27 protein-coding genes are annotated in these 26931 nt (G+C 66.3%); 21 read left to right on the top strand and 6 right to left on the bottom strand.

The genetic code is table 11. From position 1 onward, the window contains the following. Nucleotides 1-35 precede the first annotated feature (35 nt). From WMC41_RS15300 to WMC41_RS15285, 4 genes are all read right to left on the bottom strand, one after another. Nucleotides 36-1373, bottom strand: coding sequence for an NAD(P)/FAD-dependent oxidoreductase (locus WMC41_RS15300; protein WP_432344477.1), 1338 nt, complete (start codon nucleotides 1371-1373; stop codon nucleotides 36-38). Next, nucleotides 1373-2077 (bottom strand): SDR family NAD(P)-dependent oxidoreductase, encoded by a 705-nt coding sequence (locus WMC41_RS15295; protein WP_432344475.1) that lies wholly within the window; start codon nucleotides 2075-2077, stop codon nucleotides 1373-1375. The genes WMC41_RS15300 and WMC41_RS15295 overlap by 1 nt, the downstream gene beginning before the upstream one ends. After that, on the bottom strand, nucleotides 2074-2559 hold the full coding sequence (locus WMC41_RS15290) for a MarR family winged helix-turn-helix transcriptional regulator (RefSeq protein ID WP_272806234.1): 486 nt from the start codon (nucleotides 2557-2559) through the stop codon (nucleotides 2074-2076). The genes WMC41_RS15295 and WMC41_RS15290 overlap by 4 nt, the downstream gene beginning before the upstream one ends. A 238-nt stretch (nucleotides 2560-2797) precedes the next feature. Then, complete coding sequence (locus WMC41_RS15285) at nucleotides 2798-3694, bottom strand: bestrophin family protein (protein ID WP_432344472.1); 897 nt, start codon at nucleotides 3692-3694, stop codon at nucleotides 2798-2800. 219 nt (nucleotides 3695-3913) lie between these two features. Here WMC41_RS15285 and WMC41_RS15280 point away from each other — a divergent pair, with 219 nt between their 5' ends. The 6 genes from WMC41_RS15280 to grpE all read left to right on the top strand — a co-directional run bounded on the left by WMC41_RS15280 (nucleotide 3914) and on the right by grpE (nucleotide 9582). Next, complete coding sequence (locus WMC41_RS15280; RefSeq protein WP_432344469.1) at nucleotides 3914-6181, top strand: FdhF/YdeP family oxidoreductase; 2268 nt, start codon at nucleotides 3914-3916, stop codon at nucleotides 6179-6181. 92 nt (nucleotides 6182-6273) lie between these two features. Then, on the top strand, nucleotides 6274-7686 hold the full coding sequence (locus tag WMC41_RS15275; protein WP_245082148.1) for a cytochrome ubiquinol oxidase subunit I: 1413 nt from the start codon (nucleotides 6274-6276) through the stop codon (nucleotides 7684-7686). A 5-nt stretch (nucleotides 7687-7691) separates the two neighbouring features. After that, entirely contained in the window at nucleotides 7692-8696 is a 1005-nt protein-coding gene (cydB, locus tag WMC41_RS15270; RefSeq protein WP_272806231.1) for a cytochrome d ubiquinol oxidase subunit II, read from the top strand. Then, the gene (locus WMC41_RS15265; RefSeq protein WP_245082143.1) at nucleotides 8696-8800 is read left to right on the top strand and encodes a DUF2474 family protein; all 105 of its coding nucleotides are present in this window, start codon (nucleotides 8696-8698) and stop codon (nucleotides 8798-8800) included. Before cydB ends, WMC41_RS15265 begins: the two co-directional genes overlap by 1 nt. Nucleotides 8801-8826: 26 nt before the next feature. Next, nucleotides 8827-8991, top strand: coding sequence for a hypothetical protein (locus tag WMC41_RS15260; protein WP_398433136.1), 165 nt, complete (start codon nucleotides 8827-8829; stop codon nucleotides 8989-8991). Nucleotides 8992-9021: 30 nt separating this feature from the next. After that, nucleotides 9022-9582, top strand: a complete 561-nt coding sequence (gene grpE, locus WMC41_RS15255; RefSeq protein ID WP_432344465.1) for a nucleotide exchange factor GrpE — start codon at nucleotides 9022-9024, stop codon at nucleotides 9580-9582. A gap of 65 nt (nucleotides 9583-9647) precedes the next feature. Here the strand turns inward: grpE and WMC41_RS15250 are convergent, their stop codons facing one another. Next, nucleotides 9648-10886: a molybdopterin molybdotransferase MoeA gene (locus tag WMC41_RS15250; RefSeq protein ID WP_432344463.1), complete on the bottom strand. Its 1239-nt coding sequence runs from the start codon at nucleotides 10884-10886 to the stop codon at nucleotides 9648-9650. A gap of 296 nt (nucleotides 10887-11182) precedes the next feature. On the opposite strand from WMC41_RS15250, the gene dnaK reads away from it, so the two are divergent. The 12 genes from dnaK (at nucleotide 11183) to WMC41_RS15190 (ending at nucleotide 23629) form a co-directional block, all read left to right on the top strand. Further along, on the top strand, nucleotides 11183-13063 hold the full coding sequence (gene dnaK, locus WMC41_RS15245) for a molecular chaperone DnaK (protein ID WP_432344461.1): 1881 nt from the start codon (nucleotides 11183-11185) through the stop codon (nucleotides 13061-13063). A 99-nt stretch (nucleotides 13064-13162) separates the two neighbouring features. Next, entirely contained in the window at nucleotides 13163-14059 is an 897-nt protein-coding gene (locus WMC41_RS15240) for a J domain-containing protein (RefSeq protein WP_272806227.1), read from the top strand. 2 nt (nucleotides 14060-14061) lie between these two features. Beyond that, nucleotides 14062-14343 (top strand): chaperone modulator CbpM, encoded by a 282-nt coding sequence (locus WMC41_RS15235; protein WP_432344458.1) that lies wholly within the window; start codon nucleotides 14062-14064, stop codon nucleotides 14341-14343. 25 nt (nucleotides 14344-14368) lie between these two features. Then, complete coding sequence (locus WMC41_RS15230; RefSeq protein WP_272806225.1) at nucleotides 14369-15754, top strand: sigma-54-dependent transcriptional regulator; 1386 nt, start codon at nucleotides 14369-14371, stop codon at nucleotides 15752-15754. After that, the gene (locus WMC41_RS15225) at nucleotides 15747-17780 is read left to right on the top strand and encodes a sensor histidine kinase (protein ID WP_432344454.1); all 2034 of its coding nucleotides are present in this window, start codon (nucleotides 15747-15749) and stop codon (nucleotides 17778-17780) included. The genes WMC41_RS15230 and WMC41_RS15225 overlap by 8 nt, the downstream gene beginning before the upstream one ends. 169 nt (nucleotides 17781-17949) lie before the next feature. Further along, entirely contained in the window at nucleotides 17950-20559 is a 2610-nt protein-coding gene (clpB, locus tag WMC41_RS15220) for an ATP-dependent chaperone ClpB (RefSeq protein WP_432344451.1), read from the top strand. Between the two features lie 25 nt (nucleotides 20560-20584). Beyond that, nucleotides 20585-20839: a DUF2171 domain-containing protein gene (locus tag WMC41_RS15215; RefSeq protein ID WP_245082102.1), complete on the top strand. Its 255-nt coding sequence runs from the start codon at nucleotides 20585-20587 to the stop codon at nucleotides 20837-20839. Between the two features lie 58 nt (nucleotides 20840-20897). Beyond that, nucleotides 20898-21092, top strand: coding sequence for a hypothetical protein (locus WMC41_RS15210; protein ID WP_272806222.1), 195 nt, complete (start codon nucleotides 20898-20900; stop codon nucleotides 21090-21092). Between the two features lie 53 nt (nucleotides 21093-21145). Further along, nucleotides 21146-22189, top strand: coding sequence for a Dyp-type peroxidase (locus WMC41_RS15205; protein ID WP_432344448.1), 1044 nt, complete (start codon nucleotides 21146-21148; stop codon nucleotides 22187-22189). After that, entirely contained in the window at nucleotides 22182-22982 is an 801-nt protein-coding gene (locus WMC41_RS15200; RefSeq protein WP_432344446.1) for a family 1 encapsulin nanocompartment shell protein, read from the top strand. Before WMC41_RS15205 ends, WMC41_RS15200 begins: the two co-directional genes overlap by 8 nt. A gap of 27 nt (nucleotides 22983-23009) precedes the next feature. Further along, nucleotides 23010-23240 (top strand): DUF2945 domain-containing protein, encoded by a 231-nt coding sequence (locus WMC41_RS15195; RefSeq protein ID WP_245082093.1) that lies wholly within the window; start codon nucleotides 23010-23012, stop codon nucleotides 23238-23240. Beyond that, nucleotides 23237-23629, top strand: coding sequence for a hypothetical protein (locus tag WMC41_RS15190; protein ID WP_432344444.1), 393 nt, complete (start codon nucleotides 23237-23239; stop codon nucleotides 23627-23629). Before WMC41_RS15195 ends, WMC41_RS15190 begins: the two co-directional genes overlap by 4 nt. A 19-nt stretch (nucleotides 23630-23648) precedes the next feature. On the opposite strand, the gene WMC41_RS15185 is transcribed toward WMC41_RS15190, so the two are convergent. Further along, the gene (locus WMC41_RS15185) at nucleotides 23649-24053 is read right to left on the bottom strand and encodes a hypothetical protein (protein ID WP_432344442.1); all 405 of its coding nucleotides are present in this window, start codon (nucleotides 24051-24053) and stop codon (nucleotides 23649-23651) included. A gap of 77 nt (nucleotides 24054-24130) precedes the next feature. Here WMC41_RS15185 and WMC41_RS15180 point away from each other — a divergent pair, with 77 nt between their 5' ends. From WMC41_RS15180 to WMC41_RS15170, 3 genes are all read left to right on the top strand, one after another. Further along, the gene (locus tag WMC41_RS15180) at nucleotides 24131-24832 is read left to right on the top strand and encodes a PLDc N-terminal domain-containing protein (protein ID WP_432344439.1); all 702 of its coding nucleotides are present in this window, start codon (nucleotides 24131-24133) and stop codon (nucleotides 24830-24832) included. Next, complete coding sequence (locus WMC41_RS15175) at nucleotides 24723-25550, top strand: phospholipase D-like domain-containing protein (protein WP_432344437.1); 828 nt, start codon at nucleotides 24723-24725, stop codon at nucleotides 25548-25550. Before WMC41_RS15180 ends, WMC41_RS15175 begins: the two co-directional genes overlap by 110 nt. Before the next feature lie 271 nt (nucleotides 25551-25821). Continuing rightward, nucleotides 25822-26877, top strand: a complete 1056-nt coding sequence (locus WMC41_RS15170) for a TRAP transporter substrate-binding protein (protein WP_432344434.1) — start codon at nucleotides 25822-25824, stop codon at nucleotides 26875-26877. Nucleotides 26878-26931: the final 54 nt, after the last annotated feature.

The following is a 26931-nucleotide window of genomic DNA, read 5'->3' as shown; positions in this document are numbered from 1 at the left end:
CGTTCCCTTGTCGGCCGTTCCGGCTTCTTGTTGGTTCAGTATCCGGCGAGCAGTTCGATCTTCGAACCGTCGACGAAGCGCTCGATCCTGAATTCCCTGGGGTCCACGACGGGCTTGCGCCCGAGCACGAGATCGGCCACGAGCCGGCCCGCGCCGGGGCCGATGCCGAAGCCATGGCCGGAAAAGCCCGTCGCGATGAAGAAGCCCGGAATTGCCGCCACGCCCGAAATGACGGGGATGGCGTCGGGCGTGGCGTCGATATAGCCGGCCCAGCGCTGTACGACCTTTGCTGAGGCGAGGGCCGGAAAGGCCCTGCGCGCCGAGGCCATGGCCATGTCGGCCAGCTTGCGGCTGGGCTTGGGGTCGAGCACGCGGCAATATTCGAAGGGGCTCGGCTCGTCGAGGTCCCAGCGACCGGGCATGCGCGCCTCGTCGAAGAAGCGCCAGCCGGCCCGCAGCATCAGCGAGCGCCACTCCGCGCGCAATGCCGGCACGAAGTCGCGCGCATAGCGGAAGGACGCCGGCACGATGTCGACGATGTTGCCGAGGCCCGAGGCGATGGTGTAGCCGCCGTCCTGCCGCTTGCGGATGGCGAAGTCGCCCGCCCACATCGCCTGTTCGGGGCCGGCATCGTGCGGCTCGGTGCGCAGGACCGAGTTCTTCACCTTCAATTGCGGCAGGTGGATGCCGGCATCGAGGCTGCGGGTGAACATCTCCGACCAGGCGCCGCCTGCCAGCACCACGGCGCCGCAGCGGATCGTGCCCCGCTCGGTCACGACCGCCGAGATCGCGCCGCCGGAGGTTTCGATGCCCCGCACGGCACATTCCGTGAGGATATGGGCGCCGCATTCGCGGGCGCGCTCGGCAATCGCGGGGGCTGCCTTCTGCGGCTCGGCCCGGCCGTCGTCGGCGCAATAGAGCGCGGCCGGCGGGCGAAGGCGCGATTGCGGAAACATCGCCGCGAAGTCCGCGCCGGTGAGCATCCGGCAATCCACGCCGAGGCCATCGAGATGCTTCAGCCATTTCTCGTAGAAGGCCTGCTCGGCCTCGTTCTCGGCATTGAAGATGATCCCGGCCCGCGCATAGCCCGTGTCCCGCCCGGTCCGGGCATTCAGGCCCTGCCAGATGCGCTGGGCCTCCAGCACCAGCGGGATTTCCCGCGGGTCGCGCCGCGCCACGCGCACCCAGCCCCAGTTGCGGCTGGACTGTTCGTGGCCGATGCCGCCTTTTTCGCACAAGGCCACGCGCTGGCCCGCCTCGGCAAGCTCCAGCGCGGTCGAAACGCCGATGATGCCGCCGCCGATGACGACCACATCGACCTCCGCAGGCAGTTCGGTGTCGCCAGGGACGGGTACGACGAAGGGACCGGGCATCAGAAGAATTCCTCGGCTTGGCAGTTGACGGCGAATTCGGCGACACTCGCCTCGTTGGGCAGGTCGATCAGCATGGAGACGATGCGGGCAAGATCTTCGGGCTTCGTCATGGCCTCGGCCGGCCGGCCCGAGAGCGAAAGCCCCATATCGGTGGCGACGAAACCGGGGCAGACCGCGGTGGCGCGGATGCCGACGTCGAAACCCGCATGGCGGATGCCGTGCGCAAGCGCCACGGCCGCGAATTTCGACATGGAATAACTTCCCGAAAGGGCCGATTTCACGCGTTTTCCGGAGAGAGAGGCGACGATGACGACACGTCCCCTTCCACTGGCGCGCAAATCCTGCCAGGCGGCCCGCACAAGCCGGCGGGGCGCGAAGGCATTGACCTCCATCATCGCAGCGACCTCGTCGTCCTCGGCTTCGATGACCGATTTCGGCACCATGATGCCCGCATTGGCGACGATGCAGCCGACCGGGCCGAAGCTCGCGCGGGTTTGTGCAAGCCATCGCGCCTCTTCATTGCCGGCCGCCGCATCGTAGGCGCAGGCAAGGACGCTCTCCGCCGGCAGCGACGCCGCCCAGTCCGGCATCCTGCCTCCGCGCACGCCGAGGGAAACCTTCCAGCCTTCCGAAACGAGGCGGGACGCGACCGCCGCTCCGATGCCCCGGCTCGCGCCCGAGACCATCGCCACACCCTTGCTCATTCTCCCACCTCGCGCAGCCGGTTGAAGGCTTTCCGGAATATGTTCACGACGATGTCGTGCTCTTCCCGTGTCATCAGGCCGGCGAAGAACTCGTCGGAATGCGCGACGATCAGCGTCTCGACCTTGTTCGCAAGCGCGGCCCCTTCCGGGGTCACGAAAAGCTCCTGGGCGCGCTTGTCGTCCGCCGCGCTGCGACGGGTGACGAGTTTCGCGCGCCGCAGCTCATCAACGGTTTTGACGGTGATCGACTTGTCTATGCCGAGAAGGGTGGAGATCGTGGTCGGCCGGATGCCGGCGTGGCGGGCAATCAGCAGGAGCGAGGAGATCGTGCCCTTTCGCCCCGTAAAGCCAAGGGGCGCGAGCCGGTCGTCGAGATGCCGGCTGACGGCGATTTCAAAGACGCGGACATAGAAGCTCAGCAGGCCGTCGAGCACGCCCAGATCGACCTGGGCCGCCAGTTCCTGACTCTTGCGCGTGCTCATCGACGGCAACCCCGCTGCTTTCCATGCGTGGAATTTCGAGATCAGGCTAGACATAATAGTTGAATTATTCAACTAAATTTTTCGAACGGCTTCAGCCGGGCTGGTGGAAGGCCTCTATGGCTGCGATGCGCCACTGATGCGACCATTCCCCGCGCGAAAACCGATCCGCCGACAATCATCTGAGGGCGGAGACGATCGCCGACGGCCGGAAGCGCGGCATGGACGGAAATGCCCGCCGCTACCGCAGCACGTTGTCGCGCGGCAGGATCGGCTCGGGCAGGTCCGCATGCCCGAGGACCGATAGCATCTCCCGCTCCACGGTGCGCTGCATCGCCTCCAGCGGCAGGGCATTGGGGTCGAGGCCGAACGGGTCCTCCAGCTGGTGGCCGAGCGCTTCGAGGCCGAAGAACGTATAGGCGACGAGAAGCACCGGAAGCAGCGTCCACCAGTCCAGCGAGCCGGCCAGCGCGAAGGGCAGCATCAGGCAGAAGACCAGCGCCGTTCGGTGGAGCAGCAATGAATAGGCGAAGGGAACGGGCGTCAGCGCGATGCGCTCGCATCCCCCCTGGACCTTTGCGAGCGCCGCGAGCTGCCCCTCCAGCACCGAATAGTGGATCTCGCCGATCCGATGCTCGCGCACCAGCGCGAGACAGTGCCGGCCGATGCCGTCGAGGACGTCGTTGGTGGGGTTGGGGCTTTGGTCATCGACGTCGGTATCGTGCCAGCGGCGGATGGCGTCCGGCTCGTCCTCGCCGCGGAGCCGTGCGACGAGGCCCGCCGTGAAGGCGCACAGACGATGGAGGAGGAAGCGGCGGTCGTCATCGCCAAGAGCCGCCGTCTGCCGCGCGAAGGACCGGCAGGCGATGATGAGCTCGCCCCAGAGGATCCGGCCCTCCCACCAGCGCGCATAACACGCATTGTTGCGGAAGCTCATGAAGACGGAAAGCGCGATGCCGGTCAGCGTGAAGGGAATGGCGCTGATCCTCGCGAAGATCCCGGGATGTTCCCGCGCGGCGAAGATCGCGATGACCGAGAGGACCGTCATCGCCACGAGGTGCCAGGCGATCCTCGGCAGGATGGAGCCGTTGATCGCGAAGATGATGTCTTTGAAGCTCGGTTTTGAACGCAGGATCATTGGAGTGTCGGCAAGATGGGACAGCGCGGCGGCGTGCACGCCTCTTCCCCCTTAGCAGGATGCGTGCCAGCGGCGAGGGCTGAGCAAACTCAACGGCTTGGCTGTGGCAATTGCGCGGCTTCGGACAGTTTGTCCATGGTTGCTCGGACAAATTGTCTATGGATTTCAATGATATAACATGGTTTACTTGATTTCTGTCGCATCCGGGGAGTGTCCGCCATGGCCGATGGGAAGCCGCAATACAAGACCTACAACCATCCGGCCGGTGGATGGGGCGCCGCTGCCGCGACCGCCAAGGTGCTGATGGAGCAGAGCGTCATCACCAAGGGGTCGCGCGCGCTCCTGGCGATGAACCAGCCGGGCGGCTTCAAGTGTCCGAGCTGCGCCTTTCCGGATGCCGATTGCAAGAAGACACTGGAATTCTGCGAGAACGGCGCCAAGGCGCTCGCCCACGAGGCGACGAAGTTCCGCGTCACGCCGGAGTTCTTCCAGAAATACACCGTCACCGAATTGATGGCGCAGTCCGACTACTGGCTGGAGATGCAGGGGCGCCTTACCGAGCCGATGCGCTACGACGCGGCGAGCGACCGGTATGTGCCGTGCAGCTGGGACGAGGCCTTCGCGATGATCGGGCGGCACCTCCGGGCATTGTCGAGCCCGCACGAGGCGGAATTCTATACGTCCGGCCGCACGCCGAACGAGGCGGCCTTCCTCTATTCGATCTTCGTGCGCGCGTTCGGCACCAACAACTTCCCGGACTGTTCCAACATGTGCCACGAGCCGACGAGCCGCGGCCTGCCGCCGGCCATCGGCGTGGGCAAGGGCACGGTCGTGCTGGAGGATTTCGAGCATGCCGAGGCGATCTTCGTCATCGGCCAGAACACCGGCACCAATTCGCCGCGCATGATGACCAACCTGGTCGAGGCCCGCAAGCGCGGCGCGCCCATCGTCGCGGTCAATCCCATGCCGGAGCGCGCGCTGATCCGCTTCACCGAACCGCAGGACGTCGTGCAGATGGCGACCTTCGGCTCGACGCCGATCGCCAGCGAGTTCGTGCATATCAGGATCGGCGGGGACCTTGCCCTCATCAAGGGCATGATGAAGGTGATGTTCGAGCGCGAGGCGGCCGGCGAAAGGGTGCTCGATGCGGATTTCATCGCGAAGCACACGGTGGGCATCGAGGCGATCCGCGCGGACGCCCTGGCGCAGGACTGGGCCGAGATCGTCCGCGTCTCGGGGCTCGACGAGGCGCAGATCCGCCGGTGCGCGGAGATCTACATCCGTTCGCGCGCCAGCATCATCTGCTACGGCATGGGCCTCACCCAGCACCAGCAGGGGTCGCGCCTTCTGCAGCAGGTGTCGAACCTACTGCTCCTGCGCGGCAACTACGGCAAGCCGGGCGCCGGCATCGCGCCGATCCGCGGCCATTCCAACGTGCAGGGCGACCGCACCGTCGGCATCGACGAAAAGCCCTCGCAGGACTATCTGGACCGTGTGCGCGACGTCTTCGGCTTCGAGCCGCCGCGCGGGCACGGGCACCATACGGTCGAATCCGTCGAGGCGATGGAGAACGGCACGGCCAAGGTTTTCATCGGCATGGGCGGCAATTTCGTCCGCGCGATCCCGGATACGGACCGGTCCTACGCCGCCATGCGCAAGCTGGCGCTGACGGTGGGCATCGCCACCAAGCTCAATCGCGGCCATCTGGTGCACGGGCGCGATGCGCTGATCCTGCCGGTCGTCGCCCGCTCGGAATGGATCCGCACGGCGGCGGGCGAGCAGTTCGTCACCATCGAGGACGCCATGGCGAACGTCACGGCCTCGCGCGGCGTCTTGACGCCGGCAAGCCCCCATGTGCTGCCGGAGGTCGAGATCGTCTGTCGCATGGCGATGGCCACGCTGCCGGACAGCAAGGTGCCCTGGGCAAGCTATATCGACAACTACGATCTCATCCGTGACAAGATCGCCGAGGTCTATCCCGAAATCTATGCGGGCTTTTCCGAGCGCATCAAGAATCCGAAGGGGTTCCACCTCGACATCCCGCCGCGCCGGCTCGTCTGGCCGACGGAGAACGGCAAGGCGAATTTCCTGCTGCTGCCGGGGCTGGAGGTGAACGATGTCGTCGACGATCCTGCCATGCTGCGGCTCGCCACGGTGCGCTCGCACGACCAGTTCAACACGACCATCTACAGCAACAACGACCGCTATCGCGGCGTCTACAACGACCGCATGGTGCTGTTCATGAACGCCGAGGACCTCGCGGAACGGGGCCTTGCCTCCGGCGCGCGGATCGCGCTCGAAACCATCAGCACGGACGGCATGGCGCGGCGCGTCGACGGCCTGACGGCGCTCGACTATCCGATGCCCCGCGGGGCGGTCGCCGGCTACTATCCGGAACTCAACCCCTTGCTGCCGCTCGATTATTACGACCGGATCAGCGGCACGCCGGCGGCAAAGTCCATACCGGTGCGGGTGGTCGCCGGATAGAAGGCGGGTCTGAACGATTATCGAGATGCAGGGCGCCGCCCGCCGCCCCGGCGGGCGAGGGCGGAGCCTTGCCGGAACAGGAGGCAAGGGCAGTGTTCGATGGGCTCGATCCGGTGGTGCTGGCACGCGCGCAATTCGCGTTCACCGTCTCCTTTCATTTCATCTTCCCGGCCTTTTCCATCGGCCTTGCCAGCTATCTCATGGTGCTGGAGGGCCTTTGGCTGAAGACCGGCAAGGGTGTCTACGCCAACCTCTACCGCTACTGGCTGAAGATTTTCGCCGTCGTCTTCGGCATGGGGGTCGTCTCCGGCGTGGTCATGTCCTACCAGTTCGGCACCAACTGGTCCGTCTTCTCGCACAAGGCGGGGCCGGTGATCGGGCCGCTGATGGCCTATGAGGTGATGACGGCCTTCTTCCTGGAGGCGGGCTTTCTCGGCGTCATGCTCTTCGGCATGAACAAGGTCGGCAAGGGCCTGCATTTCTTCGCGACATCGATGGTGGCCCTCGGCACGCTGATCTCGGCCACCTGGATCATCGCCGTCAACAGCTGGATGCAGACGCCGGCCGGCTTCGCCATCAACGACAAGGGCCAGTTCATTCCGGCGGGCTCGTGGTTCGATATCGTCTTCACGGCCAGCTTTCCGTTCCGCCTCGTCCACACGGTCATCGCCGCATACCTGACCACGGCCTTTGCGGTCGGTGCCGTCGGCGCCTGGCATCTGCTCAGGGATCGGGCCAATCCGGGGGCACGAAAAATGTTCTCGATGGCGATGTGGATGGCCGCGCTCGTCGCGCCGGTCCAGATCCTTGCCGGCGACGCGCACGGCCTCAACACGCTGGAGCACCAGCCTGTCAAGGTGCTGGCGATGGAAGGCGATTATCGCCCGAGCCCGAATGGCGCGCCGCTCATCCTCTTCGGCTGGCCCGACAGCGAGGCCGCGGACGTGCGCTATGAGGTGTCGATCCCCCATCTCGGATCGCTCATCCTCAAGCACGATCCGTTCGCGCCGCTGCCGGGCCTCACGGATTTCCCGCGTGACCAGTGGCCGCCGGTGCCGATCGTCTTCTGGTCGTTCCGGTTGATGGTGGGCCTCGGCTTCGCCATGCTGGGCATCGGCCTGTGGAGCCTTTTCGCGCGCTACCGCCGGCAGCTCTACGACTGGCCGTGGCTGCACCGCGCCGCCGTCCTCATGGGGCCGTCCGGCTTCGTCGCGGTCATCGCCGGCTGGGTGACGACGGAGGTCGGCCGCCAGCCCTTCACCGTCTACGGCCTGTTGCGCACGGCCGAATCCCATTCGCCGCTCGCTGCGCCCGCCGTCGCCGTTTCGCTGATCGCCTTCGTGATCGTCTATTTCGCCGCCTTCGGCGCAGGCACCTACTATCTCCTGCGCCTGATGGCCAAACCGCCGGAGCCGGGCGAGAGCGAACCGCAGAAGGTGCCGCAGCGCGCAGCGGGCATCACGCCCGCTTCGGGTGTCGCCGCCCGCACGGTGGGCAGGGAGTAAGCGCCATGGAAAGCCTCGACCTCACGCTCGTCTGGGCGGGCATCATCGGTTTTGCCGTCATGGCCTATGTGGTCATGGACGGCTTCGACCTCGGCATCGGCATCCTGTTTCCCACGTTCCAGGTGGGCGAGGAGCGTGACCAGGCGATGAATTCCATCGCGCCGGTCTGGGACGGCAACGAGACCTGGCTGGTGATGGGCGGCGGCGGGCTCTTCGCGGCCTTTCCGCTCGCCTATGCCATCGTGCTGCCGGCGACCTATCCGCTGATCATCGCCATGCTGCTCGGCCTGATCTTCCGTGGCGTCGCCTTCGAATTCCGCTGGCGTGATCCGCGCCACCGCCCGGTCTGGGATGTCGCCTTCAGCCTCGGCTCGGTCGTCGCGGCTCTTGCGCAGGGCATGACGCTCGGCGCCATCCTCCAGGGGATAACGGTGGAGAACGACGCCTATGCCGGTGGCTGGCTGGACTGGCTGAGCCCGTTCAGCGTGCTGACCGGCCTTGCCGTGGTTGCCGGCTATGCGCTGCTGGGCGCCACCTGGCTGGTCTGGAAGACGGAGGGGTCGAGCCTTCGCCATGCGCAGACGATGGCGTGGAGGCTCGGCATCATGACGCTGGTTGCGCTTGCCGCCGTCAGCGCCGCCACGCCCTACCTCCACTACGAATACTGGCGGCGCTGGTTCGAGATGCCGGGCGTGTTGCTGACCGCGCAGGTGCCGCTGCTTGTCGTCATCACCGCGGCCACCCTCTTCTGGAGCCTTCGAAGCGGGCATGAGCGGCTTCCCTTCCTGATGGCGCTGGCGCTCTTCCTGCTTGGTTTCGTCGGGCTCGGCATCAGCCTCTACCCCTATGTCGTGCCGCCGGCCGTGACGATCCGCGATGCGGCCGCGCCGACGGAAAGCCTGCGCTTCATGCTGGGCGGCGCGCTTGTCATCATCCCTCTGATCCTGACCTATACCGGTTGGGCCTACTGGGTGTTCCGCGGTAAGGTCGGCACCCACGGATATCACTGATGCCGACCGTGCGGCAGGTCGGCTGGATGCTGTTGATCTGGCTGTCGAGCGTCGCCGTGCTCGGCCTCGTCGCCGCGATCCTGCGGTTCTGGCTACGGGCCTGACGGCCGGCGGCAAGGGAGGAACGGATTTGAACGCAGCACTTTCCGATCCGCGCCCGCCGGCACCGCATGCCGCCCATGCCTCGGTCTATGCGGCACTGGCCGGCAATGTGGCCGTGGCCGTCACCAAGCTCGTCGCCGCCGTGCTCACGGGCAGCGCGGCGATGTTCAGCGAGGCGGCATCCGGCCGGTAGCCATCAACGATGAAGAGCGAGGAGAAGATCATGAGCAAACCCGCAACTCCGAACGACGTGGAAACGGAGACGCCCCGCGAGGAACCCGGCGAAGCCGCCGTCGAGGCCGTCGTGCGGCTGGAAGCGGAGGTCGCCGACCTCAAGGACCGTCTGCTGCGGGCGCTCGCGGAGACGGAGAACCTGCGCCGCCGCGCCGAGCGCGATGTCAGCGATGCGCGGCAATATGCCGTCAGCAAGTTCGCGACCGACCTCGTCGGCGTCGCCGACAATCTGGAACGGGCGCTGGCCAGCGTGCCGGCGGAGGCAAGGCGAGGCTCGGCCGTGCTGAAGACGCTTGCCGATGGCGTTGCGCTGACCGGCAAGCACCTGATGCAGGTTTTCGAGAAACATGGCATTCGCCGGATCGAACCGCTTGGCGAGCGGTTCGATCCCCACCTCCATGAGGCCCTGTTCGAGGTGGCCGATCCCTCGGTGCCGAGCGGCACCGTCAGCACGGTCGTCTCGCCGGGTTATGCCATCGGCTCGCGCCCGTTGCGGGCCGCGAAGGTGGGGGTGGCGCGGGGCGGTCCGGCGGCGGCGGATGGCGGCTAGGCGTTTCGGGCAAAGTGCGAGGCGGCCTTGGACGATGATCAGGGCAGGGCGGTGGAAACGGCCGCCTACAGGTCGAGCACGGGCACGGGCGCTCCTGCCGGCAGGGCCGGTCCGCCGGCGGGGCGCAGCACCAGCAACTCCGCCTTCGCCAGCGGCAATTGTGCGGAAGCCGACTGGCGAGGCAGGATGGTGACGGTGCCATCCGGGCCGCGATGGCCGAACAGCGCCATGTCGCGCATCGGGTCCGCCGCCACGGCGGCCGCGCCGAGCGGCTTCTCCTGCCAGTCGAGCGCCGCCGCGAAAGGCCGGCCGGAAAGGGTGGAGAGGAGGGGCGCGAGGAAAAGCCGGGCGATGGTCATCGCGGCGGCGGGGTTTCCGGGGAGGCCGAGGACATGGACGCCGCCGGCCTTGCCATACCAGACGGGCTTTCCCGGCTTGATCGAAACGCCCGCGAAGAAGGGGACGAGACCGAGCGCGCGCAGGACGGGACGGGCGAGGTCGCAATCGCCGTTCGAGGCGCCGCCGGCGATGACGAGCACGTCGCAATCCTCAAGCGCCGCCAGGACGGCCTTGCGGATCGCGCCGGCATAATCTGGGCAGAGCATGCCGCCGACGGCGTCGGCACCCCATTGCCGCGCCATCAGAAGCAGCGGCAGGGAAAGGCTGTCGGGCACGCGATTGCCGGTCTCGGCGGTAAGGCCCGCGCCGACCAGTTCGCTGCCGTTCGTGATGACGCGCACTCTCGGCCGCCGGTGGACGAGAACGTCGCCATTGTCCGATGCCGCCGCCACGAGGAGCTTTGCGGGGTCGAGAAGCGTACCCCGCGGCAGGACGGGCTGGCCGGCCTCGAAGCCCGAGGCCTTCAGGCGGACATGGCGTGCGCCGGGAAGCGGACCGGCGAGGCGGATGGTCGACGGCGTCTCCTCCACGAGCTCGAAGGGGATGACGCGGTCCTTGCCCGGCGGCATCGGCGCCCCGGTCGTCACCCGTACGGCTGCGGAGGGATCGCAGCCGGCAGGAGCGCTGTCGCCGGGATAGCTGGCGCCGGCGAGCGCGAAGGTGAGGCAGCCGGCCTGAACGGCCTTTTCCGACACCGCGAAACCGTCCATGGCGGCGACGGTTTCGCGCGGAGAGTCGATGCGGGCGAAAAGAGGTTCGGCCAGGATGCGAAAGCCGGCATTGCCGAGCAGAACCCGTTCGGTTCCGGCAGGCTCGGCTTGCGAGCGCAGGATGGTCTGCGCCTCCCTGAGCCCCATCTTGGCTGTGCATGGCGCTGCCGCGCGCCATTTTCCGAGCATCGTCATCTGCTGTCCTCGCTGTCTGCCATGCCGGAAGGTCACCGCACACGGCCCTCCCGGCGAACGGACTGCAACAAACGTGCCATGCGGCCGCGATTGCGAAATCAACGATTTGTGCGTCGAGGCGGCCCCCACGCCGACAGATTGTCCCCCGAAAGGCGGACAGCTTGTCAGCGACGGTGGCCTTCCTTCTCTTAAATGATTGAATTTCCGCGACTTGCGAACTGGCATGGGCATTGCTGAGAAAACGGATGGCGACGGCATCCGCCGACCGGAAGAGCAACAGCAAGGAGGAGTTCGCAATGGCAAAGGTCATCGGTATCGATCTGGGGACAACCAATTCCTGCGTGGCGGTCATGGACGGCAAGGCGGCGCGTATCATCGAGAATTCGGAAGGCGCGCGCACGACCCCGTCGATCGTCGCCTTCACCAGCGACGGGGAGCGGCTCGTCGGGCAGCCGGCCCGCCGGCAGGCCGTGACCAATCCAACGAACACGATCTTCGCCGTCAAGCGCCTGATCGGCCGGCGCTATGACGATCCGACCGTGACCAAGGACCAGGGGCTGGTGCCCTACAAGATCGTCAAGGCGGGCAATGGCGATGCTTGGGTGGAGGCGGAAGGCAAGCCCTACTCGCCCTCGCAGATCTCGGCGATGATCCTGCAGAAGATGAAGGAGACCGCGGAAGCCAATCTCGGCGAGGCGGTGACGCAGGCGGTCATCACGGTTCCCGCCTATTTCAACGACGCCCAGCGCCAGGCGACCAAGGATGCGGGCAAGATCGCGGGCCTGGAGGTGCTGCGCATCATCAACGAGCCGACGGCCGCCGCGCTCGCTTATGGCCTCGAGAAGAAGAAGCAGGCCAAGATCGCCGTCTACGACCTCGGCGGCGGCACCTTCGACATTTCCATCCTCGACATCGGCGACGGCGTCTTCGAGGTCAAGTCCACCAATGGCGATACCTTCCTCGGCGGCGAGGATTTCGACATGCGCTTGGTCGAGTACATCGCCGACGAATTCAGGAAGGACCAGGGCATCGACCTCCGCAAGGACAAGCTCGCCCTCCAGCGCCTGAAGGAAGCGGCGGAAAAGGCGAAGATCGAGCTGTCCTCCTCCACGCAGACCGAGGTCAACCTGCCGTTCATCACCGCGGACGCGACGGGGCCGAAGCACCTTCAGGTGAAGATCACCCGCTCGAAATTCGAAGCGCTGGTGGAGGACCTCGTGCAGCGGACCATCGAGCCCTGCCTCAATGCGCTGAAGGACGCGGGCCTCGACGCCAAGGATGTCGCCGAGGTGGTGCTGGTCGGCGGCATGACGCGTATGCCGAAGATCCAGGAGACCGTGCAGAAGATCTTCGGCAAGGAACCGCACAAGGGCGTCAACCCGGACGAGGTGGTCGCTGTCGGCGCGGCCATCCAGGCGGGCGTGCTCCAGGGCGATGTCAAGGACGTGCTGCTGCTCGACGTGACGCCGCTCTCGCTCGGCCTTGAAACGCTCGGCGGCGTCTTCACCCGCCTCATCGAGCGCAACACCACGGTGCCGGCGAAGAAGAGCCAGACCTTCTCCACCGCCGAGGACAACCAGAGCGCCGTGACGATCCGTGTCTTCCAGGGCGAGCGCGAGATGGCGGCCGACAACAAGATGCTCGGCCAGTTCGACCTCATGGGCATCGCGCCCGCCCCGCGCGGCGTGCCGCAGATCGAGGTGACCTTCGACATCGACGCCAACGGCATCGTCAACGTCTCGGCGAAGGACAAGGGCACCGGCAAGGAGCAGCGCATCCAGATCCAGGCCTCCGGCGGCCTTTCCGAGGCGGATATCGAGCGCATGGTCAGGGATGCCGAGACGCATGCGGCCGAGGATCGCAAGCGCAAGGAGGTCGTCGAGGCGCGGAACGTCGCCGAAGCCGTGCTGCATACGGCCGAAAAGGCGCTTGCCGAAGAGGGGACGGTCGCCGCCCCTGCGGACCGCCAGGCGGTCGAAGCCGCGGTGGTGGCCGTGCGCGATGCGCTGGGCGGCGAGGATGCGGCCGCGATCCGCGAGAAGGCGGAGGCCTTGCAGGCGAAGGTCTCGGCGCTCGCCCAGTCTTCCGCGTCCGCCGGTGCGGCGGCGTCGGCCCCGGCGGAGGACGGCGTCGTCGATGCGGAGTTCAGCGAGGTTCCCGACGACGAGCGCAAATGAGGATGATGGGGGAAAATCGGCGGCAGGGCAGTCTGCCTCGTTGCCGGAAGCCCGCCATGGCCTAATTATGATCGACACAACCCGCATTTGGAGCCGGTCGTGACAAGTCCCTATGATGTTCTCGGCGTTTTGCCCGGCGCGACGGCGGCCGAGATCCAGAGTGCGTACCGCAAGCTTGCCAAGAAGCTGCACCCGGACCTCAATCCGGGCGACAAGGCGGCGGAGGACAAGTTCAAGGAGGTCGCCGCGGCCTATGACCTCTTGGGCGATGCGGACAAGCGCAAGCGCTTCGACGCGGGCGAGATCGACGCCGCCGGCGCCGAGCGTCCGCCGCGCCAGGGCTATTACCGCGACTATGCCGGCGGGCCGGCGGACCATCCCTATGCGGATGCCTCGGCCTATGCCGACTTCATGGACGGCGACGACATCTTCGCCGACCTCCTGCGCCGCAGCCAGAAGGGGCGGGCGAACCGGCGCGGCGCGGACCTGCACTACCGGCTGGAGATCGCCTTTGCCGATTCCATCGCCGGGGCGACGCGGCGCATCACGCTGCCGGACGGCGGCACGCTGGACGTGAAGATCCCGCCGGGCCTGGTCAGCGGCCAGGTGATCCGGCTGAAGGGCAAGGGGGCGCCGGGCGGCGGCGGGGCGGGCGATGCGCTGATCGAGGTGGAGGTGCTGGCCGATCCGCGCTTCACGCGGGAGGGCGACGACATCACGCTCGAGCTGCCGGTCTCGCTGGGCGAGGCGGTTCTGGGCGGCCGGGTGCGGGTTCCGACGGCCACGGGCGCGGTGACGATGACGGTTCCGAAGGGCTCGAACACGGGCACGACGCTGCGGCTGAAGGGCAAGGGGGCGCCGCGTCGGGGCGGGGGCTTCGGCGACCAGCTGGTGCGGCTGAAGGTGGTTCTGCCGAGCCCGCCGGACCCGGCGTTGGAGGCCTTCGTGGCCGGCTGGGCGAAGGGGCAGGCGTTCAATCCGCGTGAGGAGGCGTGATCATGGCGATGAGCAAGGAGGCGTTCCTGGAGAGCGCCGGGCTGAAGGGGCCGGTTGTGGACGTGTGGATCGCGCAGGAATGGCTGGTGCCCGAGCAGACGCCGTCGGGCCCGCGGTTCCGGGAGATCGACATCGCCCGGGCGCGTCTGATCCTGGAGCTGCGCGCGGGCCTCGGCGCGAACGATGCCGGCATCGACGTCATCCTGCACCTGATGGACCAGTTGCACGGCATGCGCCAGGCGCTCGACGCCCTGCGAAGGCACGTCGGCGAAAACAGGGACTGACGGCGGAAACGGAAAGGACGGGACGATGGGACAGAACAGAAGCGCGGCGGAGCCGCCCGGCCTTGCGGAGTTCGGGCCATGGCTGGCCCAGGCCGCGATCCTCATCGTCGACGACGAGCCCGGCATCTGCAACTTCCTGATCAAGACGCTGCGGCCGCGCTGCCGGCTGATCGATGTCGCCGCCAATACGGTGGAGGCGTCCCGCAAGCTCGACGAGCAGAATTTCGACGTCGTGATCATGGACAACATCATGCCCGGCCAGACCGGTCTCGAATGGCTGGCCGAGCAGCGCGCCATCGGCTTCTTTGCCGATGTCATCCTGATGACGGCCTATGCCGACCTCGACACGGCCATCGATGCGCTGCGGGCCGGCGTGGTGGATTTCATCCTGAAGCCCTTCCGCTCGAACCAGCTGCTCAACGCCATTGCCCGCTGCCTGGACCGCAAGCGGCTGCAGCGCGAGAACGACGTGCTGCGCCACGAACTGACCTCGCCGTCGCACCAGCTTCTCCTGCGCAACAAGCTTCTCGGCGGGTCCAAGGCCATCCAGCACATCCGGGAGACGATTGCCCGTATCGCGCCGCTGCCGACATCCGTTCTCCTGACCGGCCAGTCGGGCACCGGCAAGGAGGTGGCGGCGCGCTCCCTGCATATGCTGTCCGACCGGGCCGACAAGCTCTTCGTGCCGATCAACTGCGGCGCGATTCCGGCGGACATGATCGAGAGCGAACTGTTCGGCCACCTCAAGGGCGCCTTCACGGGCGCCAGCCGCAGCCGTGAAGGCCTGATGCTGCATGCGCATGGCGGCACGGTGTTTCTCGACGAGGTCGGGGAGCTGCCCCTGCCGCTGCAGACCAAGCTGCTGCGCGTCCTCGAAGACCGGCGTGTGCGGCCGGTCGGCTCGGAGCGGGAGGTTCCCTTCGATGCCCGCTTCATCTTCGCCACCAATGCCGATCTCGCCAAGCGCGTGGAGGCAGGCACCTTCCGGGCGGACCTCTATTTCCGCATCAACGTCATCCAGATCCATCTTCCGCCCCTGCGCGACCGGGGCGAGGACGTGCTGGAACTGGCGGACATGTTCATGCGGGAACTCTCCCAGCAGCTCGGCATGCCGCCCGTTCGCATCGACGAGAAGGCGGAAGCCGCGATGCTCCGCTACGACTGGCCCGGCAATATTCGCGAGCTGCGCAACCTGATCGAGCGCAGCGTCATCCTCGGCGGCTTTCCCGCCAGCATCGGCCCTGTCGCGGCCGATGATGACCAGCCGCGCAGCGAGAACCTTGCCGATATGGAGCGGCGGCATATCCTTGCCGTGCTGCGGGAGGCGCGCGGCGACCGGGAGGAGGCGGCCCGGCGCCTCGGCATTTCGCGCAAGACCATCGATCGAAAATATGCAAGCTGGTATGGCTGAGGCGAGCGAAAAATCGGGCTTCTTCCGGCGGTCGGTACGCTACCGCCTGCTGGCGATCGCGCTGGTTCCGATGCTGGTCGTCCTGCCGGTCCTGCTCGCGATCGGCATCGACCGGTGGAACGATCGTTTCGACGCGGTGACGATCGCGAAGGTGAACGACGACCTGACGATCGCACGCCAATATCTTTCCCGTATTCTGGAAAACACCGAAAACAGGCTGGTCGCCATCGGAGAATCCGAGCGCTTCCGCCAGCTGCTGCGCGCCGGGCACGAGTCGGACCGGGCGTTTCCGGTCTATCTCGAGGCGACCGCGCAGCGCGGCGGGTTCGATTTCTTGTATGTGGTTGCTGACGATGGCGAGATCCTTGCCGGCGACAAGGCGGCGACGCCCGCAACGCTGCGCTGGGACTGGCCGGTGGTGGTTTCGGCGCTTGCCGGCCGGTCGAGGACGGCGATCGACGTGTTCGCCGGTTCGGAGCTTTCGGCGCTCTCCCCGCAACTGGCGGAGAGGGCGCGCGTCGAGATCGTGCCCGTGGTGCGTGACGGCGCGCCGGGCGGCCTCGTCGAGACGCGCGGGCTCGTTCTCCAATCGGCCGCCACGCTGCTTTTGCCGGACGGGCGGCGCGCCGCGCTCGTCGGCGGCATCCTGCTCAACCGCAACCTCGGTTTCGTCGATGCGATCAACGATCTCATCTACCACGGCTCCACGCAGCCCGACGGCACGCAGGGCACCGCCACGCTCTTTCTCGACGATATACGCGTCAGCACGAATGTACGCCTGTTCGGTGATCGGCGCGCCATCGGTACCCGCGTTTCCGAAGAGGTGCGCAGCACGGTGCTGGACCACGGCAAGATTTGGCTCGACAGTGCCTTCGTCGTCAACGACTGGTATGTCTCGGCCTATGAGCCGATCGTGGACAGCTACGGCCGCCGGGTGGGCATGCTTTACGCCGGCTTCGTCGAGGCGCCCTTCGCCAAGGCGAAACACGAGACATGGCTGACGATGGGCATCGCTTTCCTGCTTGCCGTCCTCGCCACGGTGCCGCTCTTCCTCATCTGGGCCCGCACCATCTTCAGGCCGCTCGAACGCATGAAGGAGACCATCGCGCGGGTCGATGACGGGGACCTTGCGGCGCGGACCGGGGCGGTCGAAAACCGCGACGAGATCGGCCTCGTGGCGAGCGAGCTGGACAGGCTCCTCGACGGCATCCAGACGCGTGACGCGGAGCTTCGCCTGTGGAACGACCAGCTCAGCCAGCGGGCGGAGCAGCGGGCGCTCGAACTGCGCGATACCGCCGCGCGCCTGGAGACGACGACGCGTCAGCTCGTCATGTCGGAAAAGCTCGCCGCCATCGGCGAGATCACGGCCGGCGTCGCCCACGAGATCAACAACCCGATCGCCGTCATGCAGGGCAACCTCGAAATCATCCGCGACATGATGGGGCCGGGCGCCGAGGAGGCGAAGACGGAGTTTCGCCTGATCAACCAGCAGATGAACCGCATCACCGAGATCGTCACCAAGCTCTTGCAATTCGCCAAGCCGCAGGAATATGCCGGCTTCACCGAGGACTATGCCCCCGCCGATGTCATTTCCGACACTCTGCCCCTGGTGCAGCATCTCCTGAAGAAGACGATGATCACCGTCGAGCGCGAGGACCGCGCGCTGCGCCTGATCCGGATGAGCCGGACGGAGCTTCAGCAGGTTCTCGTCAACCTGATCGTCAATGCCATCCATGCCATGCCGCGGGGCGGGCGCCTTGGACTGCGCACCGTCGATGCCGCGCATGGCGGCGTGGACGGCGTCGAGATCGAGGTGAGCGATACCGGCGCGGGCATGACGCCGGACGTGATGGGCAGGATCTTCGATCCCTTCTTCACTACCAAATCCCGGGAAGGCACCGGCCTCGGCCTTTCGATCAGCCAGATGCTGATGTCGCAGCACGGCGGCAAGATCACGGTCCGCAGCCAGCCCGGCGAAGGCACGACCTTCAAGGTCTGGCTGCCGGCGACAGAGGATGATTTCTGACGGGAATGCCGGACAGAATGTCCGCGGGCTTTTCGACACTCTGTCTTGAGTGGCTGCCAATCTGCAGCGCAAGCCCTTGATTTCTCTCGCCATGTGGACTGGCATGCCCGTTGCAATTCCTTTCCCGAGGCAGGACGGCGGCAGGCCGGCCCCATGGGAGAGGTGATCGATGGACGTCGAGAAATTTACCGATCGCGCGCGCGGCTTCATTCAGTCGGCACAGTCGCTGGCCACGCGCGAGGGCAACCAGCAATTCACCAGCCTGCATCTGCTCAAGGTTCTTCTGGACGACGAGGAGGGGCTGGTCTCGGGCCTCGTCGAACGGGCCGGCGGCAGCGCGCGCACCCTTCTTGCGGTGACGGAGACGGAGCTGGCGAAGCTGCCGAAGGTCACGGGCGGCTCGGGCCAGGTCTATCTCGCCTCGGAGGCCGCCCGGCTGCTGTCCGCGGCGGAAAAGCTGGCGCAGAAGGCCGGCGACAGCTTCGTCACGGTCGAGCGCCTGCTCCAGGCCATGCTGGAGGACAGGCAGAGCGACGCGGGCAAGCTTCTGGAACGCAGCGGGCTCGACGCGGCGCTCCTCGCCGCCGCCATCGACAAGCTGCGCAAGGGCCGCACCGCCGACAGTGCCTCGGCCGAAAACGCCTATGACGCGCTGAAGAAATATGCCCGTGACCTCACGCGCGCCGCCCGCGACGGCAAGCTCGACCCGGTGATCGGCCGCGACGAGGAAATCCGCCGCACCATCCAGGTCCTCTCCCGCCGCACGAAGAACAACCCGGTTCTGATCGGCGAGCCGGGCGTCGGCAAGACGGCGATCGTGGAAGGGCTGGCGCTGCGCATCGTCAACGGGGACGTGCCGGAAAGCCTCAAGGACAAGGCCCTGATGGCCCTCGACATGGGGGCCTTGATCGCCGGCGCGAAATATCGCGGCGAGTTCGAGGAGCGCCTGAAGGCCGTGCTGCAGGAGGTGACCTCCGCGGCCGGCGGCATCATCCTTTTCATCGACGAGATGCATACCCTGATCGGTGCCGGCAAGACGGACGGCGCGATGGACGCCTCCAACCTCCTGAAGCCGGCGCTGGCGCGTGGCGAGCTGCATTGCGTGGGGGCGACGACGCTCGACGAATATCGCAAGCATGTGGAGAAGGATCCGGCGCTCGCCCGCCGTTTCCAGCCGGTCTTCGTGCCCGAGCCAACGGTGGAGGATACGATCTCCATCCTGCGCGGCCTCAAGGAGAAATACGAGCTGCACCATGGCGTGCGCATCGCCGATTCCGCTCTCGTCGCCGCGGCCACGCTCTCCAACCGCTACATCACCGACCGCTTCCTGCCGGACAAGGCCATCGACCTGATGGACGAGGCGGCGGCGCGGCTGAAGATGCAGGTCGATTCCAAGCCGGACGAGCTGGATTCCCTCGACCGCGAGATCATCCGCGCCAAGATCGAGCAGGAGGCCTTGAAGAAGGAGCACGACGCAGGTTCGAAAAGCCGGCTGAAGGCGCTGGACACGGAACTGGCGGACATGGAGCGCCGCTCGGCCGATCTCACCTCGAAATGGCAGGCGGAAAAGGGCAAGCTGTCCGACGCCCAGAGATTGAAGGGCGAGCTCGAGAACCTGCGCACGGAACTCGCCAACGCCCAGCGCAAGGGCGAATTCCAGCGGGCGGGGGAGCTTGCCTACAGCACGATCCCGGAGCTCGAAAAGAAGCTCGCGGCCATCGAGGAGGGCGAACATTCCTCCGCCGGCGAAACGGTGACCGCCGACAATATCGCCGAGGTCGTCTCGCGCTGGACGGGCGTGCCGGTCGACCGGATGCTGGAGGGCGAGAAGGAAAAGCTGCTGCACATGGAAGAGACGCTGCGCAGGCGCGTCGTCGGGCAGGCGCAGGCGGTACGTGCCGTTTCCACCGCCGTGCGCCGGTCGCGCGCGGGCCTCCAGGATCCGAACCGGCCGATCGGCTCCTTCATGTTCCTCGGCCCGACGGGCGTCGGCAAGACCGAGCTTGCCAAGGCGCTCGCGGCCTTCCTCTTCGATGACGACACCGCGATGCTGCGCATCGACATGTCGGAATTCATGGAGAAACACTCCGTCGCAAGGCTGATCGGCGCGCCGCCCGGCTATGTCGGCTATGACGAAGGCGGCGTGCTGACGGAGGCTGTTCGCCGCCGTCCCTATCAGGTCATCCTCTTCGACGAGATCGAGAAGGCCCATCCCGACACGTTCAACATCCTGCTCCAGGTGCTGGATGACGGCCGGCTGACCGACGGGCAGGGCAGGACGGTCGATTTCCGCAACACGCTCATCATCATGACCTCCAACATCGGCGCGGAATTCCTCGTCAACCAGCCGGAGGGGGAAAAGACCAGCGCCGTGCGTAATGAGGTCATGACGATGGTCCGGGCGCATTTCCGGCCGGAGTTCCTGAACCGCATCGATGCCGTGATCCTCTTCCACCGCCTGCAGAAGAGCGACATGGGCAAGATCGTCGACATCCAGTTCGCGCGCCTCGCCCGCATGCTGGAAGAGCGCAAGATCGCGGTCACGCTCGATGACGCCGGCCGCGACTGGCTGGCGGAAAAGGGGTGGGATCCGGCCTACGGCGCCCGTCCCTTGAAACGGGCGATCCAACGCTATGTACAAGATCCGTTGGCGGAAATGATCCTCGCCGGCGAGGTGCGCGACGGAACGAGCGTTCGCGTTTCCGCCGCCGATGGCGATATCACCTTCAATGGCAGGAAGCCTGAATTCGTCGATGAAGACGAATTCGACATGGTCTGAACATCATCCGAAAGGGAGAAATGGCATGAGCGACAAGGTCCGGGAAAACATGGAAGTCATTGGCGCCGACGGCGTGCATGTGGGCACGGTCGACCGTGTGGAAGGCAACCGCATCAAGCTGAAGAAGAGCGACAGCTTCGGCCATCACGAAGGCCACCACCACTACATCGAGATGGGCTTCGTGGCCGGCGTCGAGGGCGACAAGGTGCGCCTGTCGGCCAATGCCAATATCGCCGTGACGCTGGAAGAGGAAAAATCCGGCCGTCCGGTCGACCTCTGACCAGCTCCGGGGCGGCTTTCCTCCGGCCGCCCCGTTTTCTCCAGCACAGGGCGCCCTCATGGAAAACTACGATCTCTACCTGAACCCTCAAAAGCCGGCGATCGGCCTTTATGTGCGCACCGGCGCCGGCCTGCCCGACATTGCCGATGCGAAGGACTGGATTTTCGATGGCACGGTGGAAAAAGACTCGCTACCTTCCGATGTGGTGAAGGCGGTCGAGGCAAACGGACACGCCTTCCGCGACATGGATTGAGCCGGCTTTCCAGCCGGCTTCGTCTCTTCCCGCCATTGCCGAACAGGTCGCCCATGAATGCAGTCCTCCCTTCCGTCGTCCCGCAGCCGGTCGCGGCGCGGCTGACGCGCGCAGCCATCTTTCTGGTCGTCACGCTCGGGCCCGGCCGGGAGGCCGAGACTGCGGTTCGAGCGCTCTGCGCCGATCTGTCCGGCCTTTTGCGGGCGGTTGGTTTCCGCGATCTGGAGGGCGGGCTCTCCTGCGTCTTCGGCATCGGCTCGGATGCCTGGGACCGGCTGTTCGGCGCGCCGCGCCCGAAGGAGCTGCATCCCTTCCGAGAAATCCGCGGCCAGCACCATGCGGTCGCCACGCCCGGCGATCTTCTGTTCCACATCCGCGCCGCGCGCATGGATCTCTGTTTCGAGCTGGCGAGCCAGATCATGAGCCGGCTGACCGGCTTCGTTTCGACGGAAGACGAGGTGCACGGCTTCAACTATTTTGACGACCGCGACCTGATCGGCTTCGTCGACGGCACGGAAAACCCGGTCGACGGCGCTGCCGTGGCGGCCACGATCATCGGCGACGAGGACCCGGATTTTGCCGGCGGCAGCTATGTGATCGTGCAGAAATACCTGCATGACCTCGCCGCCTGGAACTGTGTGCCGGTTTGCGAACAGGAGAGGATCATCGGCCGGGAAAAGCTTTCTGACATCGAGCTCTCCGATGCCGCCAAGCCGAGTTACGCGCACAACGCGCTCACCACGATCGAGGAGGATGGCGAGCAGCTGGAGATCCTCCGCGACAACATGCCGTTCGGCAGCGTCGGCAAGGGCGAGTTCGGCACCTATTTCATCGGCTATGCGCGCTCGCCGCGGCGGATCGAGATGATGCTGGAGAACATGTTCATCGGCCGTCCGCCGGGCAATTACGACCGGCTGCTCGATTTCAGCCGCGCGGTCACCGGCACGCTGTTCTTCATTCCCTCCGCCTCCTTCCTCGACGCGGTCCTGCCCGATGGCGTTGCGGCGCCCGAGGCGGCGGCGGACCCGCCACCCTCGCGCCGCGGCGACGGATCGCTCGGCATCGGCTCTCTCCGGAAAGGGGCTTCCCATGAATAACCTGCACCGCGCACTTGCACCCGTCTCCGAGGCCGCCTGGGCGGAAATCGAGGATGAGGCGTCGCGCACGCTCAAGCGTCACCTTGCCGCCCGCCGGGTGGTCGACATGGTCGGCCCCTCCGGCTCCGGCCTTTCGGCGGTCGGAACGGGCCATGTGATGTCGATCGCGCCGCCTGCCGAAGGCGTGCAGTCGGTGAAACGCGAGGTCAAGGCGCTGGTCGAGCTTCGCGTGCCCTTCCAGCTTTCGCGCAGCGCCATCGACGACGTGGAGCGCGGCGCGCTCGACAGCGACTGGTCGCCGGTCAAGGAGGCGATGCGTACGATCGCCTTTGCCGAGGACCGCGCCGTGTTCGACGGCTATGCCGCCGCCGGCATCGAGGGTATCCGCGCGGCCGCGAGCAATCCCGCCGTGCCGCTGCCGGCCGGCGTGAAGCGTTATTCCGATGCGGTGGCGCGGGCGGTCGGCCAGCTTCGCCTTGCCGGCGTGCAGGGGCCATATGCGCTGGTGCTCGGCAGCGACGCCTATATCGCTGCGAGCGGCGGCAGCGACGATGGCTATCCGGTCTTCCACCATATCGAACGGATCGTCGACGGCGGGATCGTCTGGGCGCCGGCCATCGAAGGCGGCCTCGTCCTGTCGCTGCGCGGCGGCGATTTCGAGCTGACCGTCGGGCAGGATTTCTCCATCGGCTATCTCGGCCATTCGGCCACGACCGTCGATCTCTATGTGCAGGAAAGCCTGACCTTCCGCACGCTGACGACCGAAGCGGCAGTGGCGCTGGTGCCGGAGTGAGGCGGAACGGCAGGAAAGGAGGACGGAGTGAGCAGGCGATTTGCAGTCGGTGACCATGTCACCTGGAATTCGGAGGCCGGCCGGGTGTCGGGCACCATCATCGCCGTCCATACCGAAGACTTCGACTACAAGGGCCACACCCACCGGGCATCGCCCGATGATCCGCAATATGAGATCAAGAGCGACAAGACCGACCACATCGCCGCGCACAAGGGCGGCGCTCTCAGTCTCGTCGAGGACGAAGGGAGCACGTCATGACCCTCGTGACGACCCGTCAACTGACGCAGGACATCCAGGCGAAAGCCGGTCTGCTGACCGACCGTGCCGGCCTGGTGCCCCAATCGGCGGACCAGCCGATGGATGCCGGCGACCTCCTGTTCTATCTTTCCGGGACGTCCATGCCCATGGCGGCTTTTCTGAGGGCGCACGGTCTTTTCGCCGACGGGGAGGGGCTGCATTTCGATCCCGCGCAGTTCGCCGAGATCCGTGAGACCGCCGAGACGGTGATCCGCGAATACGAGGCCGGCAACCGGCAAGGCGCGTGGAAACGCTTCGACCTTTCCGAAGACGAGGACGCCGCCGGCAACGGCACCTATCTTCTCATCGTGCTCGCCGCGCTCGATCTTCTCTACGGGCATGCCCCTTGAGGGGCGGGCCGGCCATCCCTCACGCCGGCCTGTCGGGGCCATCCCGCTGCCCGTCTCGTGCGATATCGGCGCTGCGGTGGGAGAAAAAGGCGCCGAACATGCCGGCCACGGTCGCGACCACGGTGATCGCATAGATATCGATCAGCAGGCACAGCACCTTTCCGGGCACGGTGACGGGGTTTGCCATGGCGGAGGAGAGCGTCGTCAACTGCGAGGTGGTGAAGAACAGCGCATCCCAGAAGGTATGGATGTCCGTTTGCGAATGGTTTTTCTCCAGAAGGAAAAGAAGGCCGCTCGCGACGATGTCGACGAGGAAGGTCAGCGCGAGGGCGGCGCTCAGCCTGTCGCGCAGGTGGGAGTGCGGGATGCTGCTGGCACGGACCAGCGCCCGGATATCGTCAACGATACGACGCAATGCGCGCATGGGTGGTCTCGCCTTTCCCAAGGGTTTTCGGGATGGTACGGGATCGGTGAAGGGAATGCGACGGGTGGAGGCGCAATATGGTGTTCATGGCCGTGCACATTCTCGTTGTCGCGGTTGCTGCCGCGCATATCCTCCTGCGTCCGCACCGGCAGCCGGAATCGCGCGCCGCCTGGCTCGTCCTCGTCCTGACGCTGCCCTATCTCGGCGCGCTGGCTTATCTTCTCGTCGGGCGGACGAATGTCGGGCGCAAGCGTGTGGAACGGCTGAAGGCGGCGTTCCTTGGCCTGCCGCGGCCACAGGATGCGCCGGGCTGGCATGCCGCGCCGCGGACGCCGGACAGGCACGAGGCGCTCTTCGCCGTCGGCCAGTCGATCAGCGGCTACCTGCCCGTGGGCGGCAACAGTGCCCGCCTGATGGAGGACTCGAACGCCGCCATCGATGCGATGGTCAAGGATATCGACGCGGCGGGCGACCATGTCCATCTCCTGTTCTACATCTGGCTTGCCGACCGCAACGGCACGAAGGTGGCGGAGGCGGTGCAGCGTGCCGCGCGGCGCGGGGTTGCCTGCCGGGTCCTCGTCGACGATCTCGGTTCGCGCGATCTCGTGCGTGGCCCGCTCTGGCGGGACATGGCGGCGGCGGGGGCGGAGGTCCGCCGGGCGCTGGTGATTGGCAACCCGCTCCTGCGCGCTTACCGGCCGCATCGATCTGCGCAACCACCGCAAGATCGCGGTCATCGACAACCGCATCACCTATTGCGGGAGCCAGAACTGCGCTGATCCCGAGTTCCTGCCCAAGAGGAAATTCGCCCCCTGGGTCGATGTGCTGATGCGGTTCGAGGGGCCGGTGGTGCGGCAGAACCAGCATCTCTTCGCCAGTGATTGGATGGGCAACGGCGGTGGCGATATCAGCGATCTCCTGCGCCGGCCGATGGAAGCGGTGAAGCCCGGTTTCACCGCGCAGGTGATCGCCACCGGTCCCACCTTCCGCAACTCGGCCATGCCGGAAATGTTCGAGAGCCTCATCTATGCGGCGAAGCGCTCGCTGTTTATCACGACGCCCTACTATGTGCCGGACGCGGCGATGCAGGCGGCGCTCTGCGCCTGCGCCAACCGGGGTGTCGACACCACCCTCGTTTTCCCCGCGCGCAACGACGACTTCGCCGTCGCGGCGGCAAGCCGCAGCTATTATTCCGACCTTCTCCATGCGGGGGTGAAGATCTTCGAATACGAAGCCGGGCTGCTTCACGCCAAGACGCTGACCATGGACGGGGAAATCACGCTGATCGGTTCGGCCAACATGGACCGGCGCAGCTTCGACCTCAACTACGAGAACAACATCCTCGTCGAGGACGCGGACCTGACGGCGACCCTGCGTGCCCGGCAGGAGACCTATCTCACGCAATGCCTGCGGATCCTGCCGGAGGAGGTCGGCTCCTGGGGCGTCGGGCGGCGCCTGTGGAACAATGCCCTCGCGATCGTCGGGCCGCTACTGTAGCCGTGATCCCCCGCCATGAATAACGTTCCTTCTCCCCCTGCCGTCGGCTGGGGCGGGCGGCTCCATCCTGGGCGAGCATGGCGTCGAAGCGATGTGCCTTCGGCTGTAAATGTTCTGGCCGCGATCACGCCTATTGATTATCGGGTGAAACCTGCATAATTTGCTTAGCATGTTAAATATGCTGGTGTGGCGCGGCCGCTTCCAGCATGACATCCGGCGTTCGTCTGCTCGAGGAGGAGCAGGCGGGGAGGCCGGACCCAAGGAGGAGAGAATGGAATTCACCAGGCGAACGTTCATGGCGACCGCGGGGATTGCGCTTGCCGCCCCGGCTGTCCTGAAGTCCACCATCGCACGCGCTCAGGATGCCGTCACGCTCAGGCTGCACCACTTCCTGCCGCCGGCCGCCAATGTCCACCAGCACCTGCTGATGCCCTGGGCCAAGACGCTGGCCGACGAGAGCGGCGGCAAGCTCACGGTCGAGATCTTCCCGGCCATGCAGCTCGGCGGAAAGCCGCCGCAGCTCTATGACCAGGCGGTCAACGGCGTCGTCGACATCGTCTGGACCCTGCCGGGCAACACGCCCGGCCGGTTCCCCTCGACGGAGGTCTTCGAACTGCCGTTCGTCGCCGCGCAGAAGGCGTCGGTCAACGCGCCGGCCTGCGAGGAATATTCCCAGGCCCATGTCGTTCCGGGGGTGACGGATACCAAGATCCTCTGCTTCTGGGCCCATGACCACGGCCTGATCCACAGCAACACGGAAATCAGGACGAAGGAAGACCTTGCCGGACTGAAGCTGCGCAACCCGACCCGCCTGGCCGGCGAAGCACTTGGCGCGCTCGGCGCAACACCGGTCGGTATGCCGATCCCGCAGATTCCGGAAGCGCTGGCGCAGCGCGCCATCGACGGCTGCGTCGTGCCGTGGGAGGTTGTGCCCTCGCTCAAGATCGACGAGTTGACCTCGTATCATCTGGAAATACCGGGCACGCCGACGCTCTATACCGCGACCTTCTTCCTGGCGATGAACAAGGCGCGGTATGAGGGCCTTGCCCCCGAACTGCGCGAGATCCTGGACCGCAACAGCGGCCTTGCCTTCGCAAACGCCGCCGGTGAAATGTGGGACAGGGTTGGCGCCGAGGTTCGCGCCAAGGTCGAGGCCGGCGGCAAGAACAAGGTCACCACGATCAGCGAGGAGGAAAGGGCGCGCTGGGTCGAAGCCACGGCGCCGGTTCGCGACACGTGGGTCGCCGACATGAAGGCGAAGGGGCTCGACGGCGAGGCGCTTCTCAAGGCTGCGCAGGACGCGATCCAGAAATACGCCAAGGCCTGACCAGGACCGCCGGGACGGTGCCCTGGCCGTTCCGGGGCATCCCTCCACGATCGC

Origin of the sequence: Shinella yambaruensis, from assembly GCF_050859155.1 — a bacterium.
Taxonomy (GTDB): domain Bacteria; phylum Pseudomonadota; class Alphaproteobacteria; order Rhizobiales; family Rhizobiaceae; genus Shinella; species Shinella yambaruensis.
This window is presented reverse-complemented; position numbering and strand designations above follow the sequence as displayed.

What these genes read in the sequence shown, in the direction of transcription:
- WMC41_RS15300 (WP_432344477.1), bottom strand. Translation starts at nt 1,373, where the DNA reads ATGCCCGGTCCCTTCGTCGTACCCGTCCCTGGCGACACCGAACTGCCT.
- WMC41_RS15295 (WP_432344475.1), bottom strand. Translation starts at nt 2,077, where the DNA reads ATGAGCAAGGGTGTGGCGATGGTCTCGGGCGCGAGCCGGGGCATCGGA.
- WMC41_RS15290 (WP_272806234.1), bottom strand. Translation starts at nt 2,559, where the DNA reads ATGAGCACGCGCAAGAGTCAGGAACTGGCGGCCCAGGTCGATCTGGGC.
- WMC41_RS15285 (WP_432344472.1), bottom strand. Translation starts at nt 3,694, where the DNA reads ATGATCCTGCGTTCAAAACCGAGCTTCAAAGACATCATCTTCGCGATC.
- WMC41_RS15280 (WP_432344469.1), top strand. Translation starts at nt 3,914, where the DNA reads ATGGCCGATGGGAAGCCGCAATACAAGACCTACAACCATCCGGCCGGT.
- cydB (WP_272806231.1), top strand. Translation starts at nt 7,692, where the DNA reads ATGGAAAGCCTCGACCTCACGCTCGTCTGGGCGGGCATCATCGGTTTT.
- WMC41_RS15265 (WP_245082143.1), top strand. Translation starts at nt 8,696, where the DNA reads ATGCCGACCGTGCGGCAGGTCGGCTGGATGCTGTTGATCTGGCTGTCG.
- grpE (WP_432344465.1), top strand. Translation starts at nt 9,022, where the DNA reads ATGAGCAAACCCGCAACTCCGAACGACGTGGAAACGGAGACGCCCCGC.
- WMC41_RS15250 (WP_432344463.1), bottom strand. Translation starts at nt 10,886, where the DNA reads ATGACGATGCTCGGAAAATGGCGCGCGGCAGCGCCATGCACAGCCAAG.
- dnaK (WP_432344461.1), top strand. Translation starts at nt 11,183, where the DNA reads ATGGCAAAGGTCATCGGTATCGATCTGGGGACAACCAATTCCTGCGTG.
- WMC41_RS15235 (WP_432344458.1), top strand. Translation starts at nt 14,062, where the DNA reads ATGGCGATGAGCAAGGAGGCGTTCCTGGAGAGCGCCGGGCTGAAGGGG.
- WMC41_RS15230 (WP_272806225.1), top strand. Translation starts at nt 14,369, where the DNA reads ATGGGACAGAACAGAAGCGCGGCGGAGCCGCCCGGCCTTGCGGAGTTC.
- WMC41_RS15225 (WP_432344454.1), top strand. Translation starts at nt 15,747, where the DNA reads ATGGCTGAGGCGAGCGAAAAATCGGGCTTCTTCCGGCGGTCGGTACGC.
- clpB (WP_432344451.1), top strand. Translation starts at nt 17,950, where the DNA reads ATGGACGTCGAGAAATTTACCGATCGCGCGCGCGGCTTCATTCAGTCG.
- WMC41_RS15215 (WP_245082102.1), top strand. Translation starts at nt 20,585, where the DNA reads ATGAGCGACAAGGTCCGGGAAAACATGGAAGTCATTGGCGCCGACGGC.
- WMC41_RS15210 (WP_272806222.1), top strand. Translation starts at nt 20,898, where the DNA reads ATGGAAAACTACGATCTCTACCTGAACCCTCAAAAGCCGGCGATCGGC.
- WMC41_RS15205 (WP_432344448.1), top strand. Translation starts at nt 21,146, where the DNA reads ATGAATGCAGTCCTCCCTTCCGTCGTCCCGCAGCCGGTCGCGGCGCGG.
- WMC41_RS15200 (WP_432344446.1), top strand. Translation starts at nt 22,182, where the DNA reads ATGAATAACCTGCACCGCGCACTTGCACCCGTCTCCGAGGCCGCCTGG.
- WMC41_RS15190 (WP_432344444.1), top strand. Translation starts at nt 23,237, where the DNA reads ATGACCCTCGTGACGACCCGTCAACTGACGCAGGACATCCAGGCGAAA.
- WMC41_RS15185 (WP_432344442.1), bottom strand. Translation starts at nt 24,053, where the DNA reads ATGCGCGCATTGCGTCGTATCGTTGACGATATCCGGGCGCTGGTCCGT.
- WMC41_RS15180 (WP_432344439.1), top strand. Translation starts at nt 24,131, where the DNA reads ATGGTGTTCATGGCCGTGCACATTCTCGTTGTCGCGGTTGCTGCCGCG.
- WMC41_RS15170 (WP_432344434.1), top strand. Translation starts at nt 25,822, where the DNA reads ATGGAATTCACCAGGCGAACGTTCATGGCGACCGCGGGGATTGCGCTT.